The sequence below is a fragment of the Cognatundibacterium rugosum genome (assembly GCF_014284365.1).
Taxonomy (GTDB): Bacteria; Pseudomonadota; Gammaproteobacteria; order Burkholderiales; family Burkholderiaceae_D; genus Undibacterium; species Undibacterium rugosum.
In genome coordinates this window covers 1-19075 of sequence record NZ_JACOGG010000017.1, presented here as the reverse complement: position 1 = coordinate 19075, position 19075 = coordinate 1, and the positions used below count along the sequence as shown (strand labels likewise).

The window sequence follows — 19075 nt, the reverse complement described above, 5'->3', positions numbered from 1 at the left end:
TGTTAAGCAAGCGCAGACAGCGGCACACCTGAGCGGTGCGCCGCTGTTTTTTATTTGGCTTTCGCTGATTTCAGTGACCGAGGCGCAGCAGCTTTGTCATCAGCAGGTTCGCGCGCCACCAGCGTCTGCGGCACACGGGTTTTCTGTTGCTGTTGCACCTGTAAAGTCGCGACTTCTTTACGTGGCCGCACTGGCTGTGGATGATGTAATACAAACATACGTAGGCTCCTGATAAGTCAGGTAATAGTGGCTGCGAATGCTGGGAATACAAGGGCCGCGATGCAGACTTTGTGATTCTGTCGCACAATAGACAAATGATCCGCTCACACCCAATTGCCATGTATAAGGCTACGATGAAATGCCTGCTTCCCGGCGCGCTACTGGTATTGGCCTGTTTTGCACTGCCAGCCTGTGCGGCTTTGCCTGCGGGTGATGCCAAAGCGGGTAAAGTCAGTTTCCGTATTTGTATTTCCTGTCATCAGACGGGGCCTGCTGCACGCGCCGGATTTGGCCCGCCGCTGTATCAGGTAGTGGGACGCAAAGCCGGATCGGTGCCGGACTTTGCCTATTCCAGCGCCATGAAAAATGCAGGCTTTGTGTGGACAGACGAGAAGCTGGTCGCTTTTTTACGCGCTCCGGGTGAGGTAGTACCGGGGAATAAGATGCGCTTTTACGGCATCAGCAATGAGCAGCAACTGGCCAATATTCTGGCTTACCTGCGCCAGCAAGACTGAGTGCCTACACCTGAGGCGCCGAACAGTGTAGGATGGCGCCTTCGCAAAATTCGCCACGGCTAATTTGCTGCAGCCCTGAAAGAGAATCAACTTGTCACACGCATCCATCAACGCCAACTCCGGCGACATTCCTGAGACCATACAAGAAGCACGATTGTGGCGCGATAAAGGCTGGACCGCCCGTGTCATCAAAAATGAAGATGACGATGGCTGGGCAGTTGCCATGATCAAGGATGGCGAACCGGAACCCGCGCTGGTCGGCCCCTGGACCATGGGCAGGGATAAAAAAAATCCTAAACCGCTGGATGGCAACGCGTTCCGCACGCTGGTGAAAACGGCCTGCGAAGTGATACGCCGGCACGAGCAGCAATTACATGCGCAATTGCATAAAAGTGTACAACTCAGCCATGCTGACAGTGATTACACCGTGCGTTTGCAAATCATCCCGGATGAATATGAACCGTATGCAGAACTGAGCGCAGCCAACCAGTTCGGCGAAGAAATCGCACGCGTGCGGGTAGCTCCACATTTCAAACTGAACCGTCAAAGTGCGCTGCACTGGATAGAACAGGATTTCCGCCGGCCGGCAGATTAAATAAAACAGTCCCGTGCTACCTGATGGCAGCACGGGACTGGATGCTATAAGAGTGCAGTATGTTCAACACTGCACTGTACAACCGGGAAATCAGAATGCGTATTGCAGACCGACTGATAAGTTACTGACGGACTTGCTGCCATACTTCACTTTGCGTGTTTCCAGCTCACCACGTAAAGACAATTCTTTACTCAGCTTGTAAGTCAGGCCCAGCCCAAGCACAGGTTGTGTCGAATTTTGGCTGAAGGTCCCGGCACTGCGGCCAAACCCAAGGTAAGTATTATCAACAGCGTTTTCTTCTTTGATCGTTGCAACACCGAGCTTTGCAAAACCTGTCAGTTCATTCGTCAAGTCATACTTAGCAATACCAGACAATTCGAAGGCACTTGCCTTCAACTTGTGATAATACGAACCAAATTGATTTTGAACGCTTCGCTCCGTAGCGCCCAAAGAATAGTAGCTGCCTTCCAGAGCGAAAGTGCTGTTAATGTTATAGCCACCAAACACCTTATAGGTATCGGAAGTATTACTGCACATCGAAGTGCCGTTGCAATCGTTACGCCATTGCGACTTACCCACGGTTGCACCGACATACACCTGGGCGGAGGCCGCCGCACTCATCAACAATCCTGCTGCCACGCAGACCGCACGTAAGAGTTTATTGTTCAACATAGTCTTATCCTTAATCATAGTAATTTGTGTTATCGACTGAATTTGCAGGCATAGCCACAACGAGAGATTACTGATTGCCTGCTTGCTTCATCGTCAACACAGTGTGACAGACTGTTAACACAAAGAAAATTTAAGCAACTAAAGTGCAAATAAATTACATCAATAGTATTAAATTTCAATACTTTTTTATTGATTAAGCAATTAAAATGTTAACCATTAACAATTGGGAATTAAGTATCAATATTGCATTTTCAACGAATTGAATCGCAAAGAACACGGTGGGAAAGCGTATCGCACGATGGAATGTGATCAGCCCCGGACCACCAGATGGCAGTGCGGGGCTGAGTGTTAAAGTGGTGCAGCGTCATCAACACTGCACTGTACAACCGAGAAATCAGAATGCGTATTGCAGACCGACCGACAAGTTGTTCACAGCAGATTTGTCATCACCAAACTTGACTTTACGTGTTTCGAACTCACCACGCAGTGCCAGTTCTTTAGTCAGTTTATAAGTCAGACCCAGACCAAACACAGGTTGCGTTGAGGTGGTGGAGCCTGAACCTGCGAAACTACCCAAACCAGCAACATTAGCACTTGCGCTACCTTCTGCTTTAACGCTGGCGACGCCCAGTTTGGCAAAGCCAGTCAACTCATTCGTGAAGTCGTATTTAGCGATACCAGCCAGTTCAAAGGCTTTCGCTTTCAGACTGCCAGTAGCACTGGTCGTCGCATCGCGGTAAGACGCGTCTATCGTACCCAGCGAGTAGTAACTGCCTTCTACTGCAAACGTGTTATTGATGTTGTAGCCACCCAATAATTTGTAGGTATTGGCGTTTGTGCTGCAAGTGCTAGTACCGCTGCAATCGTTATTCCATTTTGCTTTACCAACTGTGCCGCCCACATAGACCTGGGCAGACGCCGCTGCACTCAACAAAAGACCAGCTGCTACCAGGCCTGCACTGATTAATTTATTTTTCAACATAGTCGTATCCTTAGTCATTGTGTATAGAGTCTTCGACTGAATCCACAGGCGCTACGCATATTTGCGTTGGTATTGCCCCTGTTTGCTTCACCGTGAACACAGTTTGACAGCCCACATCCCGGAAGGAAATCAATTATCTAAAAGTGCATCTTAACTAGAAGAAAGGTACTTAAATTTAATACTAAAATATATATTTAACATATTTAAGAGTATTATTTTTGAACTTTCCGCCTTGTACAAGGACATTCACACGATATCATTCACGAACGTTCGTGCGATTATTTTTGCAACATTTTTTGAGGGAAACTTGCCTTTTTCAAGCACCGGAATTGACGCGATGAAAAGCTGCGCTCAAACTGGAGCAAGAGACACATCAACGCCAGACAGAATGCGTCACGGACACTGACCTATACTAAAAAATACAGGCTCTCCCCCTATGAATAAGGCTCAAGCAATGCTAGATGCATTGCGCGTACACTACCTCAATGACCTGCCTTCCCAACTTGATGAACTGGAAAATCTGATTCTGCATATGGATGCCCACTCCTTTAATCTGGAGACATGCAGAGAGTTATACCGGCGCATCCATAGCCTGAAAGGCAGTGGTGGTACCTATGGCATGCATATTGTGTCTGACGTTTGCCACCCGTTTGAAGACCTGATTTCTGCTTTGATCGAACAACCAGGCTTGTTACGTGATCGTTTTACGCCAACGGCACTGGAATACCTGGATCTGTTGCGACGTGTCATCCAGCAATATCAGCAGCAGCAAATACCTGGCGAAGAAATTCGCGCACAATTGAGCCAAATCCGGCTGCGGACGGCACAATGCAGCTATTCTGCACTGATCGTAGAGAGTTCTGACGTGATCATCAGCGTGGTACGCGATATCCTGATTCCTTACCGCTTCCGGGTAGAAGTCGTCAATGATGGCTATCAGGCTCTGGGACGTATTTTGTCTGAACCGTTTGACCTGGTCGTGACCGGCCTGGAAACACCACGTTTGAATGGGCTCGCTTTAATCAGCGCGATGCAAAAGTCCAGTCCCAAACACAGGCACACACAAAGTGTATTGGTGACCGCATCAGAGCTCAAGCATGATAAAGAATTACCTGACGCAATACTCAAAAAAGACGCGCATTTCAAAGAGAGTTTCAGCCAGTTTGTACATCATCTCATCCAGTCCTGAGCACCTCGCCGTGATGCAGGATACGCGAACGAAAGTGCAGGCTCCATCGGTGCAACAAACATTCAACGACATCGGGAATTTTTCAGGCTGGCTTGCTATTCATGCAAGTAAATCATGCTATGATCAGTGAACTTGCTTGATTGCAATCATTCGCTCAGCAATGATTTTCCGCTGCTAGTGCAAGTTTCCAAGCCAGATCCATAACATCACTGACGCGATTTTGCGCCGGCTCTATTTTTCTTCTGATTGAAAGTACTTCACTATGCGCAGTTTGCTTATCTTTGCTTTTCTCCTCAGTCTTAGCAACCCAATGTGCTACGCGAATGAACCCGAGTCAGTCAAGCAGCCCGAACAGCCAGCAACGGCTGATATAAAGCTAAAAAAAATCAATATTCTCGACCACTGCATGGCAGCCAAATATCCAAAAGCCGCGCTGCGAAACCGGTTTCATGGTAATGCCAAAGTTTTACTGAAAATTGATCCTAGCGGAAAAATCAATGCCGTTGATTTTTTACGTAGCAGTGGCTGGTGGATATTGGATCAGACTTTGGCGAAGTCCGTGATCGGTTGCAAAATCCTGGATGAAGCACCGGGTAAGGAATTGAACGCAGCGGTCAACTATATCTTCCGGCTGGATGAAGAACTGCGCTTCGATATGGATCCGGAACTGATCGCAGACAGTTGTGACAAATCCGACAGCGTCAGGATTACGGATCCCACAGAAAATGGCTTAGGCATCGTGGTCGGCAGCCTGGTGAGTAAAACTGGCGAAGTACAGCGCACCTCGCTGGAATGGGCCAGCGGCGATGAAGCATTGGACCGTGAAAGTATTCGCCTGGTCAAAAGCTGTAAATTCAAACCAGCAACAACAGCCGGCAAACAGTACAACGCGCCCTACTCAGTACGCTTACTACCAGTCAGCAAGTAATCGCTAAGCGCTCAAGCAGTCTATACGCTGTTCAGCACCACACCTGACCGCCATCACCAAGCTGATGCGGTCAGCTTCAAGCAGTGACAGTTGCGGAAAAAATTAGCTGCAATTTGTGCGACATCCAACTCCTAACGACGGGTAAAATAGTTGCTGTCCATTCTACAATCGGCGTGGCAGCAGCCAGCGATGCCAGCTTCCCGCTATGGGAGGCATGGTGTTCCAGTCTGCCGGCCACTTGCTCCATGCATAAACAAACTCTGAATTCCCGCCTGAATGCTTATCTGATTTATCTGGGCGTTGCCATTGCTTCGGGTGGTGTGGCCTTGTACACGCCATTGATCGTCTCTGAAACCGGGATCAAATTTTCCGGATTCTGGGCGGCGTCTATCTTGTGCGGACTCAACCTGGGACGCGTGATCGGGTCCTGGTTAGGCAGCCGATTTCCGGCAACAGCTAATCACCCGCTGGCGGTGTCCGGCAATATTTTGCTGGAAGGGATAGCGCTGTATTGCATGGCGTTTCTGGAACAAGCCTGGGCCCTGGCTGTTTTTGCTGTGCTGGCCGGGCTGGGCAGCGGCTTGTCATTTCCTGGTCTGAAATTTTATTTGCTGAAATTACGGGACCTGGATCAGACTTCTTTATTCAGCCGCTTATCCTTCGCCATCAGGATAGGTCTGGTCGCAGGTTATCTGCTGGCGGGCTGGATTCCACATCACACCATGAAGCTGGTGTTCCTGATTGTGCTGATTACCTTTATCAGCTACGGCTTATTGATGTTGGCAGCCATGCGGGCTATCGTAGGTCACGAAAGCGGCTTACTCAAACAGCAGTACGAGCTGGAACAGCAACAAAAACTTGCCTGCGATCTGGTGGCTGGCAATGACAAACTCAGTCATGAACGTAGCCTACAGTCAGAACTGCCTTTGCTGTTTTATTTATCCAATGCTGTGTTCTGGTGCTTTGCGGTACAACCTACCATAGGCTTCAGTCTGCATATCCCAAAGTTCACGCCGGATTTATCTGTCTCTACCCCATTTTGGGTCGCCGCCGTGGTGATCATTGCGTTTCAAATTCCGGTATCCAAACAGGCTGTGCGGAATAAAGACCATTTCCGTTTCCTGCAATTCGGTTACCTGAGCCTGTTTCTGAGTTTCCTGTGCATGTTGGCGTTCCCGACTTATGCTGCCACGGTCATCATTGCGTCAGTGCTGCTGTCTTTTGCCCAGATTTTTTATGGTCCTTCGCTGGACGTACTGACCGCACGCTATGCGGACCGGGTCTCAGCCGATACCGGCCAGCTGATGTCACGCCAGATGCTGTATCAAAGCATGGGAAATATGACGGGCAGCCTGGCCGGTGGCTTGCTGTTTGACCTTGCGCAACGCTGGAACATCCCTGCCGTTAACTGGGGCTTACTGGCAGCAGGCAGTCTGGTGATGGTGATACTGAGTCAGAATAAAATCCCATCCCTTTACCGCCATGCCACACGTCGCCCTCAGTCTTGAGCCAACAGCGCCGGCGTGTAGCTGATGAACCGTTGAGCCTTGTTTGGCCTGCTCTTGGCCTGCTCTTAACCTGTGGATGAACCTCTTACACCTATTGTGCAGCTGACAAACTGCAGCGTATGAAGGCCGCGGGATTTCTGTGCATTTTGTCCTGCATCAGATCCAGCGTCAGTCTGTCGACCGCATCGAGCCTGAATCCGGTACGGACATATAATCCCTGCTCATGGGTCGACCAAATGCGTTCCACCTGCATGGCAGGAATATCCAGGGTATTCCCCTCATCCCCCAGGAAATGCAGAAAATAACGGCTTGCTTCCGGTTTTTCCTCGGTACTGGTCAACACTTGCATACCGTTTTCACTCATGTCGACAACCAAAGCGGCAATACTGCTGCCCGGTGACACGCTATTAAACACCCAGACCGGTATCAAATCCTGATCTTTAACTAATCGGAAAAATTGTATGCGCTGGTATTGACGTTTTTCTGGCTGACTCATACGAACTCAAAAAAGGGAGCAAAAAGGAGCGTGGATCGCGGTGTAAGGGTGTAGAAAAGATATAGAAAAATTATGACGCGTCAGTGACGCCGATCACGTGACATCGTTGCCACAAACCAACTGTTTTCACTTGTTTTGGCTGGGAAACACTGCCAGACTACGGACTGATAAAGTGAGTCGGGAAAGTAACATGAATATCCACGGTCAGTGGCAGATTGACCTGGTCGGCGATGTGCTGGTCAGAACTTTTGGAGGTAGTTTTAATCAGCAGGGAACCGAAGCCATATTCGCAGAATTGCAAACCAAGGCACCGAAGGACAGGCCCTGGGCCGGACTAGCACACGGTGCTATGTGGGAAATGTCGACGCAGGATTCCTTGCAGTCGTACAACAGCATGAGTGACTGGGTTTTCGCCAATGGCTGTGTTTGTGTTGCGTTTATTCTGCCCAGCAAATTGCATCTCGATGTAATGCGCCGCCAGGCAGGACTGACAGAAAACCATCGCTACCAATCCTGTGTCAGTCTGGAGCAAGCCTGCACATGGCTGAGCCAACGCGGCTTTGCAATCACGCCAGACCAGTATCCTCACCTGGCATTTTTAAATCAGCTCGAACAACGCCAGCATCAATGTGCCTGATTGTGTCAGGAATCTGGCTGAGCGGGCTGATCGTATTTATCAGATTTTCCAGCAAACCTGGCAACCGGGTACTTCAAGGCATTTAAGCCGATTTTTTCTTGTGTAACGGCGAATAAATCAATTTCCAAGCGGTCCGCCGCCATCAGCAAGTAGCACAACACATCAGCCATTTCATGGCCAGCAGCCTGGTACTGCGCTGGGCTCAGTGTGTCTTTTTCACCGCTGGGCAACCATTGAAAAATTTCCAGCAATTCAGCGGCTTCTACCGTCAAGGCAGCAGCCAGATTTTTCGGTGTGTGAAATTGTGCCCAGTCGCGTTCAGCCGCAAACGCTCTGAGTGCCTGTTGTAAAGTGCCAAAACTATCCTGCATTTTTTCTTTCCTATATTGATCTGTTCATTCATTCACAACGATACGGCTTAGGCCGATTTACCCCACAATGCATGGCGACGCAGGCAGCACTGGCAGTGCTACTCGCTGCCATGCACGCTGCAATTCACGCTGCCAGAGAAGTTGGCGTACCTCCTATCGCCTGGTCCGGCAAGCTGTCTATGCAAAAACGCCAGAAGCACATGCAAAATATTTTGCTGACTTTTTAAGCAGTCCCAGAGTAAAATCAGGATTGCTGCAATGCGTCAATTATCCAATTCTGGCCCGACGCAGCCCGCCTGAACCGTCTTACCTATTCTGAAGGAGAGTTTCATGCCGTTGCCCCACCCCGATGTCACCGCTGCTGCTGCACAAGAGCAGCTCAGCCAACAATTTACACTACTGCAAGGATACTCGGCATTTGCCTTTCAGAGTTTCGAGCAGATTCTTGCATTGCAATTTCAATATGCACGCCAGTCACTGGATGACTACAGCCAGACCACGCAGCAACTGCTGCAGGCAAAAGATGCGCAGGAATGGATAGCGCTGAGCCAACAACGCACGCAAACCCGCGCTGAGCATCTGCAGGCACATCAACAAGCGTTGCAGGCGTACAGTGTGCAGACTCGGGATCATTGGCTGCAACAATGGCAGCAAGCAGGTCAGCAATGGAAGCATCAGCTTGAACAACAATTCAGCGATCAGGGTCATGGTTTGAGCTTTCATAGCAATACTGTGCTGAATGTGCCAGCCAGTCTGATCCCGGATACGCTTAGTATCACCGTCAGCAATCCGCTGAACACCCAGGTGCAGGCCACCACGACACTGGTGCCAATCGCAGAAGAACGTGTGACTGAAATAGACATCACTCCTACAACTGCTGCGCCAGCGCCAGTCAGTCAGTTATCTCTGCTGACGGCAGAATCTAACCAGGCAAACCAAACTGCAGTCACCCCAAAAACGGCGCCGCCAAAAGTACTCGCCAAAACAGTAAAGCCTGCCAATACAACAACCGCTTCAAAAAAAACCGCAGCCTCACCACAAAGCGCAAGTCACGCAGCCAAAGCGCCTAAAGGAGTAACCACGGGCAAAGCGAACACCAGCGCAGAATCCAAGCTGAAATCCGCTGAGGCGCCCCAAGCTAAGACAGCGCCCACAGCAAAGGCTGTTACACCAGTGACCAAAGGCGTCAGCGCGCAACCTGCAGCGACTAAGCCAGCCGTCGCAAAGCCTGTCGTGCCAGAGCCCAGCACGACCGCCATACCTGCGGCAACGGCCAGCAATGCATCCGGCACACCGAAGCCTGCACAGAAGTTCCCCTTCCCTACGGCTAAACTGCAGGTAAAAACCACCCCTGCCGCGAAGAAAACCAGAACCACCAAGTCTTGATACGGCGTACCTGCACGTCGGCGCTTAGCCCTCCCCCATTTTTTTAGGCGTGGGCTAAGCGCTTCATTCCCCAGGCAGCTGACCGCACTCCGCGTCGCGACCACAAGCTATGCCGTTCTCGGCTACAATGCGGCCTTCCGCTTTTCTCATTGCGCTGCCCCACACATGAACAGTGGATGGCGCATGCTGCCAACTACGAATTTGCCGCAAGGATTTTTATGAGCATCGTCATCCACGACGCATTACGCGCCTACATTGATCCACTGACAGAGCACGAATATGAAGCACTGGAACGCAGCCTGTTGACCGAAGGCTGCCGCGATGCACTGGTATGCTGGGGAGAGGTGCTCATCGATGGACACAATCGCTATGCAATTTGCCAGAAGCACCAGCTGCCCTACAAAGTAGTCCAAAACGATCACTTTGCGAATATTGAGGAAGTCCAGTTATGGATGATCGATAACCATCTGGCGCGCCGTAGCGTGTCTGATTTCCAGCGTGGTATGCTAGCCTTGCGCAAAAAAGAAATTCTGAGCACCAGAAATCAGCAACAGCAGTCCACCAGTACCGAGCCTGCACTGCAGGAAAGCGAACAGGCTGTCCCTGTGATCAAACCGACTCAGAGCCGCCAGGAAATCGCACGTGTAGCGGGTATCAGCAGCCATGCCGTGGTACAGATAGAGAAAATCCAGCGTGCTGCGTCACCGGAGTTAGTCAGAGCGGTACGTGATGGCAGCATCTCTATCAGTGCAGCTGCCGCCATCGCCAGCCTGCCGACAACAGAGCAACAAGCAGCGGTCGCTGGTGGACGTAAGGAATTGCAGGAAGTAGCGCGGCAAGTACGTGAAAAGAACCGGGTACAGCGCCAGCAAGCTAAGCCTAAGCCAGAAACGACCGTATCCGACGCAGAGTCGCCGCCGTGGGAAACAGCAGCAACAGAGGACACGGCAGAGCCAGACGTAACTACAGGCTACCCTGCGATAAGGCAGCAAGACGTGCAGCAACGTCTGTACGAGCTGGAGACTGAAAACCAGCGCCTGAAAGATGAAATTGAGCGGTTGCGCACTGCATTACAACAAGCACAGGCATCAAGCAAACCGGAATGAACAGCGATGGCTAACCGCAGACCGAGTTTAAGTCAGTTATTTTTAAACAGTTCGCCTGATCCGGCTGAGCAAGCCCATCAGAAACGTCTGCGCACGCTGGCCAAAGCCAGTGACGGTAGGGCCTTTGTGCTGGATGACGCGCCGCTCAGGATGATGTACCTGACACCCAAATGCATGCAAAGCGTGATGCATATGGAGCAGCCAGATGCATTGCTGTGCGCATATTCGCAGTGGATGATGGGATTTCGCTTGTTTCAGGAACAAGCGCGCGATTTTTTACTGATAGGTCTGGGTGGCGGCTCGCTGGTCAAGCATATCCTGACTCATCTGCCGGAATCGCATATCACTGCACTGGAAATCAACCCGGATGTGATTGCATTGCGTGACGCCTTTGCATTGCCTGCCAATGACAAGCGTTTGCAAGTGATACTAGCCGATGGCGCAAGCTATCTACCTGCCATGGCCCAACAAGTGGATGTCATTTTCCTGGATGCCTACGACAAACAAGGCCTGGTACCGGCGCTGAATACAGCGGGTTTTTACCGCAGTTGCCAGCAGCACTTGCGTCCACAAGGTGTGTTGGTCGCCAATGTCTGGGGCAAACCCAGCAATATCGCGCAGATGCTGCACAGCTTACGCGGCCAGTTTAGCGAGGTCTGCTGGGCCCGTTCGCCCGACAGCTATAACCTGATCGTGTTCGCCAGTCAGCAAGCACTTGAGCAAACAGTACTGCAACAGCGGGCCAGTCATTTACAGCAAGTGCAGCCGGAACTGCCTTGGCCGCGCATCGCCGCATCATTCGACCGCTTGCCCGGCCCCGCCACTCAGCAAGACCTGGAGATACTGACCGAAAAAATGCGTCAGCTGCTCGTGATGGATCAAAATGTGCCGACCACCTATGCAGCCTGGAGAACGCTGGTACTGAACAGACCCTAGACAAGTAACCTGCAGCAAACTGTGGTGCTTTGCGCAGGCGGATTGTCAGCCGGGCGTATTTCTGGCAAGCTTGCCGCATCATTGTTTCAGCGCCTGACCATCTCCGTCTAAGGTGCACAGAAACAGGCAAAGGGATCAGACTATGTACGATAAAAACGACTTCACAGCAGTTTCTAAATTTCTTAAACTCGGCGTCAAAATTACCTTCAAAAACCCCATGGGGCAGAACCCGAGTTTTGATACCAGCTTTCCAAATCCCAAAGGCGGCATGGTGACAATACAAGAAAAAAGTCTTTACGATGTGGAACGCAAACTTAGGGCTTTGATCGGTGACGATACACCAGTCAAAACAAAACTGGCACCGTTCACCTATCTGGGTACTAATTTCCGTGGCTTGTTATATTGCACCCGCGGCTCCAACGATTTCATCGTGCAGGAAACGCATAACGCATTTGGCGTGGAAACCAAACGTACGGTGCGTCAGGCCGATGAATTTGTCTTACTGCTCAGCTAAGTTTCCAATTCCTACTTTTGCTGTACTCATAACGCAAAATAACCGCTGATTCGTGCTGTCTACGGGTCAGCCTGCCCTTGCCCGATCTCGTCCACATCTCTGCTTTCACAGCAAAAATCGATCCCCTTTCTGCCGCCCGGCGTCATTCACCGACCTGTTGCCGTCATTCGCCGATCAGCACAAGACAAGCACAGCCGCCTGCTCTATTCTGAACCTGTCAGCAAGACCAACAAGCACATCTGATATGAAGGAGATCAACATGGATACGCAACAAGTCAATACTAAGCCTGGTAACAAATCGAATAGCCTGATGATCGGTCTGGCCATGATCATCATTGGCAGCCTGTTTTTGCTTGACCGCATGGATATGATCAACGCGCTCGAATGGTGGTATATCGCACCAGCGATGATTGCCTTAGCTGGCATCATCAATCTGTTTTCCCGCGAAAATCCCGAGGATCGTGCCAATGGCGTATTTCAAATCGTTTTAGCGTTCTGGCTGTTCGCTTCCGCTGAACAGTTGTGGGGCTGGACTTTCCGCACCAGTTGGCCAGTGCTGATTATGGGTGCAGGACTGCGTCATCTGGTGATTGCGATGTCAGCCCCCCGCCAGTAATCGCAGGCTTAACTCATTCTTTATTTCTGACTGATTTTTATCTTCGACAGGAGTCGCATCATGCGCCAACGTAACCCACAGAACCGCCTGGTATTCGGTGCCATACTGATGATCTTCGGCGCCTTAGCCTTGCTCGATAATCTGAACATTTTCAACACATTCAATATTTTCCACTTCTGGCCTATGGTCTTCATTGCAGTCGGTGCCTTGAAAATTTCACGCAGTGATACCGTTTCCGGACACTTAATCGGCGGTATGTTTATCGCCGTAGGAGCAGCAATGACTTTACAGCACATGGGGATTATTGACTTCCGTATGCGTCACTGGTGGCCGATTTTCCTGATCGCCGGTGGTCTGGCTGTGATCTTTAAAGACCGCTTAATCACGGAAAACAATCTGAACCAGCTCAACTCCGGTGAGTTACCACATAGCGTCTGCAATGTGTCTGCGATGATGAGCGGCGCCAAAATCAATAATGCATCACCAGACTTCAAAGGCGGTGAACTGACTGCGGTGATGGGCGGGATAGAACTGGACATGCGCGGGGCCTCGATACAAACTGAGGCAGTACTGAATGTGTTTGCGATGTGGGGTGGAATTACCGTACGTGTACCAAATGACTGGACTGTCATCTCTCAAGGGGTGCCACTGTTGGGTGGCATCGAAGATAAAACCGTACCGCCTATGGATAAAAGTAAGAAACTCTACATCCAGGGATATGCCATCATGGGTGGAGTAGAAATCACTAACTGAGGTAAGCGCCAGGCAGTGCCATCATCCTCCACACGGCAGATGATGGCATTTTCTGCCATTCCGTTGCCACGGTTCCGCTTTGCATCTCATTCACTTATTATTTTGCGCACCATGCATCCACTCTTGTCCGACACCAGACGTTTTCTGTGGTACGCCATCCTTTGGCTGTTACTCACGCTATTGCTTGCGAAACTGATGGTGACAATGGCATATGCTAACTGGTCTCAAGCCTTGCTGTTCCTGATGCCGGTGACCGTGGTGTATAGTTTTCTGTCTACCTCGGCCTACTATATTTGCCGCATCTTTCCACACCACAAACGCGCTGTCTATCTGGCCTTCCTGATCTTTGTCAGTGCCGCTTTTCTGTCGGCGCTTGCGTGTGTGCTGATCAGCAGTCTGTGGTTACAAATCCTGCATAGCCTGTATGAAGACGCATTCGCGGTCAGTCTGGATGAGCACGTTACCCTGATTATTTTTGGTATCGCATTCGCACTGTATTTGCTGAATTTGTTTGCCTACGATGTGTTCATCGCCCTCGACCATATGCATGCGGCGGAACGCCGTGAGGCCGACGCGAGGCTGCTGGCACGCGATGCAGAACTACAAGTATTACGTTCACAGATAGATCCACATTTCCTGTTCAATAGCCTGAATTCCATCAGCGCCCTGACCGCTATCGATCCGGCAGCAGCGCGCGAGATGACAATAGCCCTGGCTGACTTTTTCCGGCTAACGCTAAGTCTGTCTGAAAAAGAGAAAATCACGGTGCAGCAAGAGACTGAGTTATGCGAACAATTTCTGGCCGTAGAAAAAATTCGCTTTGGTCATAAACTGCAAAGCAATATACAGGTTGATGAACTGGCACAAGTCGCACTGATCCCTCCCATGATCCTGCAACCTTTGCTGGAGAATGCCATCAAGCACGGCATACGGAATTTACGTCAGGGTGGAGAAATTCAGGTCAGGATACAGGCCCAGTCTGGCTGGCTGCATCTGCAGGTTATCAATCCAGTGGCTCTGCAAGACCTGCCCGGTAAAGGAAATGGTTTAGGTTTACAGAATCTGAAGCAGCGCTTTCACGCACTGTATGCGGATCAGGCCAGAGTCAGCTGGAACCGCACTGAAACAGAATTTTTAATCGAAATTGCTTTACCGCTGGAGTTAGCGCATGAATGAACCCTTACGTGTCGTGATTGCCGATGATGAAGATCTGGCTCGTCGCCTGATTACTGAATACCTGAAACCGCACAGCGGTCTTCATATCGTCGCAGAATGTGAAACCGGAACCGAAGCGGTGGACGCCATAGCCAAGCTGCAGCCGGATTTGGTGTTTCTTGATATACAGATGCCGGAACTGACCGGACTCGAAGTGCTGGAAACCACGGGCCGCCAGCATGGCGTCATTTTCACGACGGCTTACGACCACTACGCATTGCGCGCATTTGACTTGCATGCGGTGGATTACCTGCTTAAACCGTACTCGCAACAACGCTTCAATGAGGCGCTGAGCAAAGCCAGAAAACTGGTTCGCATACCCAGCGACACAGCAGAAAAAGGCATGCACGAGGCAAGAACAGGTTTACCGGGCATACTGGCAGCGCAGACCGCACAGACGCAACGCCTGTTGATACGCGACCGTGGACAAACCCATGTAGTGCCTATGGCAGACATTGATTTTATTGAAGCGCAGGACGATTACATTCTGGTCCACGCTGGCCAAAAATCCTGGATGAAAACGCAAAGCCTGTCCGATCTGGAAGCGCAGTTAGACCCGGCTCAGTTCATACGGATACACCGCTCTTATCTGCTGCACCTGCCTGCACTGCTCAGTCTGGAAAAAATCAGCAAAGACAGTCAGCTGGCGGTGCTGCGGAATGGCCACAAAATCCCGGTCAGCCGGTCAGGATTAGAGCGCATTAAGCCCAGTCTGCTCTAAGCCAAACTGACCTGGCAGGCAGTGTTAGGTGAAGCAGCTTTATTGAATTGCATGCAGCACGATGCTGAGCTCCGTTTTCGTTTCCAGCATGAGCGCAGGCAGATTCTCAGCATCAATGTGGAGCCGCTGTAAGCTGGCCGGAACCTGGCTCCAGTCCAACTGTTCCGGCTGATTATGCACAAATACCGCATCCAGAAAATCGGCCGTTGTGAGTACATCGGTCAGACTGATTTTATGTTGAGGGACGGCCTGATAATGTTTGAAATTCACGACCGCATCACGGATTTCGTCGGGCACTTCCCAGTCTTCGAGTATGGCAGCACCGATGCTGGCATTCCAGTCATCGATTAAATTCCATAGCAGCGCTTCTGAAGTAAAAATATGCTGATAATGGTGGGCCCGGTTAAGGATGTAGAATTTGCCGATATCATGCAGCAAGCCAGCGAGCATGGCCTTATCCGGGCTCATACAGGTCTTGTTTCTGGCGACGACCATCGCCAGCGCGGCTACCCGCAGGCTGCGCCGCCACAAGCCATCCATCTGTACCGAAAAGCCGCCTTTGTATTTGTTTTCGGCAAGCTGTTTCATGCCAATAGAAATCGCGATATTTCTTACGGCTGCAAACCCCAGTAATAAAGTAGCTGAGCGCAAATCCGTGACCTGACGGCCGGAAGGATTGAAACTGGCGGTATTACTCAGATGTAAAACCTTAGCCGACAACACCGGTTCAGCACCAATAATCCTGGCGACCTGATCATTGGAAATGTCTGGCTGGCTGAGTGCCTTGCGTATTTTCATGGTGGCGCCGAGCGAAGTCGGGAAAACCAGCTTTTTTGCCGACAATTCAGCCGTAAAATCTTCCAGAAAAGTGAATTCTGCGTTTTTATCCATGATGCGCTTTCCTTACCCGGCAATGAGAGGCATCCGTCGCAGCAGATGACGCTTTAGTTGGCATTTTCAACCATTGATCGCAAACCGCTGGTGCCAGCTCACGAATGACCATAAGCTAACAACTAAAGAACGCGAACCAAACTAAGTTTGTTCAACAAAGCGTTCTGCATGTTTTATGTATCTTAACGGTTTCCGGGGAGAAAATCATGACTACAAACAATAGCAACAACATCTATCTGTTCTTCAAGCAATGCTTGGAAGAGTTTGCTTATCTGATACGCAGCGGCCTGCGTTCTCTGGAGCGCACTCCATTACCACATCTGCTGGTCACCTGCCTGGCGCTGGCGATTTTCATCAGCGTGTTGCCATTGGCATTAAGCTTGTTTGTGTTGTTTGTTTTGCTCAAACTGTTAGGTGCACTGACGCTATTCAATGTCAGAAAAAACCGCCAGGCACCTGCGCGTTTGAAACAATCCGACTAAGGCCGCTTAACAGGCCCTAAGCAAATTAAACGGAAACCCGATGCAAATTAATCGTGTCGCGCGTTTCCAGAGCTACCCGGCGTGCTGCAGCGGCAAAACCTTCATCAGCGACGGGGTTGGCGTACAGGATGGCGCGCGATGAGTTAATCATCATGCCGCCGCCATTCGCGGTTTGCCCGGCTTTAACAGTCGCAGCGATATCTCCGCCCTGGGCGCCGATACCAGGAACCAGTAAAGGCATATCGCCGACGATTTTGCGGACTTCTGCCAGCTCATTCGGGAAGGTCGCGCCAACCACCAGCGCCGCCTGTCCATTCAGATTCCAGCGATCTGCAACCAATTGCGCCACATGTTGGTACAAAGGTCTGCCGTTCACTTCAAGGAATTGCAGGTCTGAGCCGCCAACATTGGAAGTACGGCACAAAACGATAGTCCCTCTATCTTTCCATTCCATGTAAGGTGCGACTGAATCAAAACCCATGTAAGGATTCACGGTCACAGCATCGGCACCGTAGCGCTCGAACGCTTCACGCGCATATTGCTCTGCAGTTGCACCGATATCTCCGCGTTTCGCATCCAGGATCACCGGAATATGGGGGTAAGTCTGGCGGATATAGCGGCAAATATCCAGTAGCTGATCTTCTGCCGATAAGGCAGCAAAGTAGGCGATCTGTGGCTTAAATGAACAAGCCAGATCTGCGGTGGCATCGATAATGGCTTTGGAAAACTGGAAAATTGCATCCGGCTTACCGGCAAATTCCGCAGGAAAGCGACTGATGTCCGGGTCCAGGCCTACGCACAGTAAGGAGTTATTTTGTTGCCATGCGGCGTTAAGATTTGCAATAAAAGTCACGGTCTGCCCCGGTAAAATTAATCTGTATCCCGCCATTATACCGCGCCGCGCCAGTGCTCAATTTCACGACGGGCAGGACATCCCCGGGATTATTGATTATTATCTGCTGTAAAGGCTGCCTCAGCCTGACAAGCGCGGCTGCGAAAGCACCCACCCTCCAATTTTTCAGCCTTACCACTCAGACTGATATGAACGACATGATGGATACCAGCCAGGACTTACTGGCACTCGACAAGCAATTTTGCTTTGCACTGTACTCAGCCTCGCTCGCACTGACCAAAACTTATAAACCTTTGCTTGATGAGATAGGCCTGACTTATCCGCAGTATCTCGTCATGCTGGTACTGTGGGAAAAGGATCACATTTTAGTCAAAGACATAGGGCATGCGCTGTTCCTGGATTCGGGCACGCTGACGCCATTGTTAAAACGACTGGAAACCGCTGGCCTGTTACTGCGCCAGCGTGACAAAGAAGATGAACGCCAGGTCAGAATCTTACTGACGCAGGATGGCAAGGCATTACGTAAGCTTGCACGCAGCATACCGGAAAAAATCATGTGTGCCAGTGGGCAAAATCTGGCCAGTCTGATGGCGCTCAGACAGCAGTTAAGCAGTTTGCGCGATGAATTACATACGCAACAGGACGTATAGCCAGAGCAAGTGAGCATATTTTTATTTGCCAGCGGCAGGCGCTGCAGGCAAATAGCACCATCTTGAGCAAGAAAACTATCGTCATCATAGGAATATGCAATAAATATTTATATTGCGCGCAATTTAATTGCTCGCTATAATTTATTCATTGGAGCGATCGACGGCACAAGGAACAATAGCAGATCGGCACTCCAGTTCTCCCCTAACCTTACTGAGGAAACTGATCATGCAAATTCTTTACACAGCAAATGCAACTGCAACCGGTGGTCGTGATGGCCGCGCTACTTCTGACGACCAGCACCTGAATGTGCAACTGACGACGCCAAAAGAGCTGGGTGGCGCTGGCGGTGCCGGCACAAATCCTGAACAATTATTTGCAGCTGGCTATTCCGCCTGCTTTATCGGTGCCATGAAATTCGTTGCAGCCAGCCAGAAAAAAGCATTACCAGCGGATGTCTCCGTCAATGGTCTTGTTGGCATAGGCCCCAATGGCAAAGGCGGCTTTGGTATCGCCGTCACGCTGAATATTTCCTTGCCTGGTATGGACACAGAAGCCGCAGAAGCATTGATACACCAGGCACATGAAGTCTGCCCATACTCCAACGCGACGCGTGGTAATGTGGAAGTGAGTCTGAATCTGGTGTAAGTGAGGCACGGGTCGCCACTGAGCGAGCGCATACCGACCCTGAAATAAAAAAAGGAGCTGTGCGTACGTGAACTGCACCCCAAAAGTTGGACACCCGTCCATACTTTTGGGGTGTTTTCATGAGTAAATATACAAAGCAATTCAAAGTACAGGTTGTTGAGTACTATCTGCAGGAGAACGCTGGCTGCGCTCTG

25 protein-coding genes are annotated in these 19075 nt (G+C 50.5%); 18 read left to right on the top strand and 7 right to left on the bottom strand.

The window, feature by feature from the left end; genetic code table 11:
* Positions 1–50: 50 nt before the first annotated feature.
* The gene (locus H8K47_RS14715; RefSeq protein ID WP_186882161.1) at positions 51–218 is read right to left on the bottom strand and encodes a hypothetical protein; all 168 of its coding nucleotides are present in this window, start codon (positions 216–218) and stop codon (positions 51–53) included.
* 135 nt (positions 219–353) lie between these two features.
* On the opposite strand from H8K47_RS14715, the gene H8K47_RS14710 reads away from it, so the two are divergent.
* Both H8K47_RS14710 and H8K47_RS14705 read left to right on the top strand, forming a co-directional pair.
* Positions 354–734, top strand: a complete 381-nt coding sequence (locus tag H8K47_RS14710; RefSeq protein WP_186882160.1) for a c-type cytochrome — start codon at positions 354–356, stop codon at positions 732–734.
* Between the two features lie 91 nt (positions 735–825).
* A complete protein-coding gene (locus H8K47_RS14705) occupies positions 826–1329 on the top strand; it encodes a hypothetical protein (RefSeq protein ID WP_186882159.1) in 504 nt (167 codons plus the stop codon).
* A 90-nt stretch (positions 1330–1419) separates the two neighbouring features.
* Here H8K47_RS14705 and H8K47_RS14700 read toward each other — a convergent pair whose 3' ends face one another.
* Together H8K47_RS14700 and H8K47_RS14695 are read right to left on the bottom strand one after the other, a co-directional pair.
* Positions 1420–2001, bottom strand: coding sequence for an outer membrane beta-barrel protein (locus H8K47_RS14700; RefSeq protein WP_186882158.1), 582 nt, complete (start codon positions 1999–2001; stop codon positions 1420–1422).
* A 394-nt stretch (positions 2002–2395) separates the two neighbouring features.
* Positions 2396–2983, bottom strand: coding sequence for an outer membrane beta-barrel protein (locus H8K47_RS14695; protein ID WP_186882157.1), 588 nt, complete (start codon positions 2981–2983; stop codon positions 2396–2398).
* Positions 2984–3419: 436 nt separating this feature from the next.
* Here H8K47_RS14695 and H8K47_RS14690 point away from each other — a divergent pair, with 436 nt between their 5' ends.
* The 3 genes from H8K47_RS14690 (at position 3420) to H8K47_RS14680 (ending at position 6608) form a co-directional block, all read left to right on the top strand.
* The gene (locus H8K47_RS14690) at positions 3420–4172 is read left to right on the top strand and encodes a response regulator (RefSeq protein ID WP_186882156.1); all 753 of its coding nucleotides are present in this window, start codon (positions 3420–3422) and stop codon (positions 4170–4172) included.
* 406 nt (positions 4173–4578) lie between these two features.
* Entirely contained in the window at positions 4579–5100 is a 522-nt protein-coding gene (locus tag H8K47_RS14685; RefSeq protein ID WP_186882155.1) for a TonB family protein, read from the top strand.
* 245 nt (positions 5101–5345) lie between these two features.
* Positions 5346–6608, top strand: coding sequence for an MFS transporter (locus H8K47_RS14680; RefSeq protein WP_186882154.1), 1263 nt, complete (start codon positions 5346–5348; stop codon positions 6606–6608).
* Positions 6609–6699: 91 nt separating this feature from the next.
* On the opposite strand, the gene H8K47_RS14675 is transcribed toward H8K47_RS14680, so the two are convergent.
* Positions 6700–7104: a PilZ domain-containing protein gene (locus H8K47_RS14675; RefSeq protein ID WP_186882153.1), complete on the bottom strand. Its 405-nt coding sequence runs from the start codon at positions 7102–7104 to the stop codon at positions 6700–6702.
* Positions 7105–7294: 190 nt separating this feature from the next.
* Here H8K47_RS14675 and H8K47_RS14670 point away from each other — a divergent pair, with 190 nt between their 5' ends.
* Positions 7295–7741, top strand: coding sequence for a hypothetical protein (locus tag H8K47_RS14670; RefSeq protein WP_186882152.1), 447 nt, complete (start codon positions 7295–7297; stop codon positions 7739–7741).
* Between the two features lie 5 nt (positions 7742–7746).
* Here the strand turns inward: H8K47_RS14670 and H8K47_RS14665 are convergent, their stop codons facing one another.
* Positions 7747–8112 carry a nucleotide pyrophosphohydrolase gene (locus H8K47_RS14665; RefSeq protein ID WP_186882151.1) on the bottom strand — a complete coding sequence of 122 codons (366 nt, stop codon included), beginning with the start codon at positions 8110–8112 and terminating at the stop codon, positions 7747–7749.
* Between the two features lie 71 nt (positions 8113–8183).
* Here H8K47_RS14665 and H8K47_RS14660 point away from each other — a divergent pair, with 71 nt between their 5' ends.
* The 9 genes from H8K47_RS14660 (at position 8184) to H8K47_RS14620 (ending at position 15359) form a co-directional block, all read left to right on the top strand.
* On the top strand, positions 8184–8339 hold the full coding sequence (locus H8K47_RS14660) for a hypothetical protein (protein WP_186882150.1): 156 nt from the start codon (positions 8184–8186) through the stop codon (positions 8337–8339).
* 103 nt (positions 8340–8442) lie between these two features.
* Positions 8443–9498 (top strand): phasin family protein, encoded by a 1056-nt coding sequence (locus H8K47_RS14655; protein WP_186882149.1) that lies wholly within the window; start codon positions 8443–8445, stop codon positions 9496–9498.
* A gap of 218 nt (positions 9499–9716) precedes the next feature.
* Positions 9717–10604 (top strand): ParB N-terminal domain-containing protein, encoded by an 888-nt coding sequence (locus tag H8K47_RS14650; RefSeq protein WP_186882148.1) that lies wholly within the window; start codon positions 9717–9719, stop codon positions 10602–10604.
* 6 nt (positions 10605–10610) lie between these two features.
* Positions 10611–11540, top strand: coding sequence for a fused MFS/spermidine synthase (locus H8K47_RS14645; RefSeq protein WP_186882147.1), 930 nt, complete (start codon positions 10611–10613; stop codon positions 11538–11540).
* A gap of 142 nt (positions 11541–11682) precedes the next feature.
* Complete coding sequence (locus tag H8K47_RS14640; protein WP_186882146.1) at positions 11683–12054, top strand: hypothetical protein; 372 nt, start codon at positions 11683–11685, stop codon at positions 12052–12054.
* Positions 12055–12313: 259 nt separating this feature from the next.
* Positions 12314–12670 (top strand): LiaF transmembrane domain-containing protein, encoded by a 357-nt coding sequence (locus tag H8K47_RS14635; RefSeq protein WP_186882145.1) that lies wholly within the window; start codon positions 12314–12316, stop codon positions 12668–12670.
* 60 nt (positions 12671–12730) lie between these two features.
* Positions 12731–13423 carry a LiaI-LiaF-like domain-containing protein gene (locus H8K47_RS14630; RefSeq protein ID WP_186882144.1) on the top strand — a complete coding sequence of 231 codons (693 nt, stop codon included), beginning with the start codon at positions 12731–12733 and terminating at the stop codon, positions 13421–13423.
* Positions 13424–13618: 195 nt separating this feature from the next.
* Positions 13619–14599 carry a sensor histidine kinase gene (locus tag H8K47_RS14625; RefSeq protein ID WP_186882143.1) on the top strand — a complete coding sequence of 327 codons (981 nt, stop codon included), beginning with the start codon at positions 13619–13621 and terminating at the stop codon, positions 14597–14599.
* On the top strand, positions 14592–15359 hold the full coding sequence (locus H8K47_RS14620) for a LytR/AlgR family response regulator transcription factor (protein ID WP_186882142.1): 768 nt from the start codon (positions 14592–14594) through the stop codon (positions 15357–15359). The genes H8K47_RS14625 and H8K47_RS14620 overlap by 8 nt, the downstream gene beginning before the upstream one ends.
* Before the next feature lie 39 nt (positions 15360–15398).
* On the opposite strand, the gene H8K47_RS14615 is transcribed toward H8K47_RS14620, so the two are convergent.
* Positions 15399–16250: an HDOD domain-containing protein gene (locus H8K47_RS14615; RefSeq protein ID WP_186882141.1), complete on the bottom strand. Its 852-nt coding sequence runs from the start codon at positions 16248–16250 to the stop codon at positions 15399–15401.
* A 206-nt stretch (positions 16251–16456) separates the two neighbouring features.
* On the opposite strand from H8K47_RS14615, the gene H8K47_RS14610 reads away from it, so the two are divergent.
* On the top strand, positions 16457–16732 hold the full coding sequence (locus H8K47_RS14610; RefSeq protein WP_186882140.1) for a hypothetical protein: 276 nt from the start codon (positions 16457–16459) through the stop codon (positions 16730–16732).
* A gap of 25 nt (positions 16733–16757) precedes the next feature.
* On the opposite strand, the gene pyrF is transcribed toward H8K47_RS14610, so the two are convergent.
* Positions 16758–17585: an orotidine-5'-phosphate decarboxylase gene (gene pyrF / locus H8K47_RS14605; RefSeq protein WP_186882139.1), complete on the bottom strand. Its 828-nt coding sequence runs from the start codon at positions 17583–17585 to the stop codon at positions 16758–16760.
* Between the two features lie 188 nt (positions 17586–17773).
* Here pyrF and H8K47_RS14600 point away from each other — a divergent pair, with 188 nt between their 5' ends.
* Entirely contained in the window at positions 17774–18235 is a 462-nt protein-coding gene (locus H8K47_RS14600) for a MarR family winged helix-turn-helix transcriptional regulator (protein WP_212680452.1), read from the top strand.
* 226 nt (positions 18236–18461) lie between these two features.
* Positions 18462–18881, top strand: a complete 420-nt coding sequence (locus H8K47_RS14595) for an organic hydroperoxide resistance protein (RefSeq protein ID WP_186882138.1) — start codon at positions 18462–18464, stop codon at positions 18879–18881.
* Positions 18882–19075: the final 194 nt, after the last annotated feature.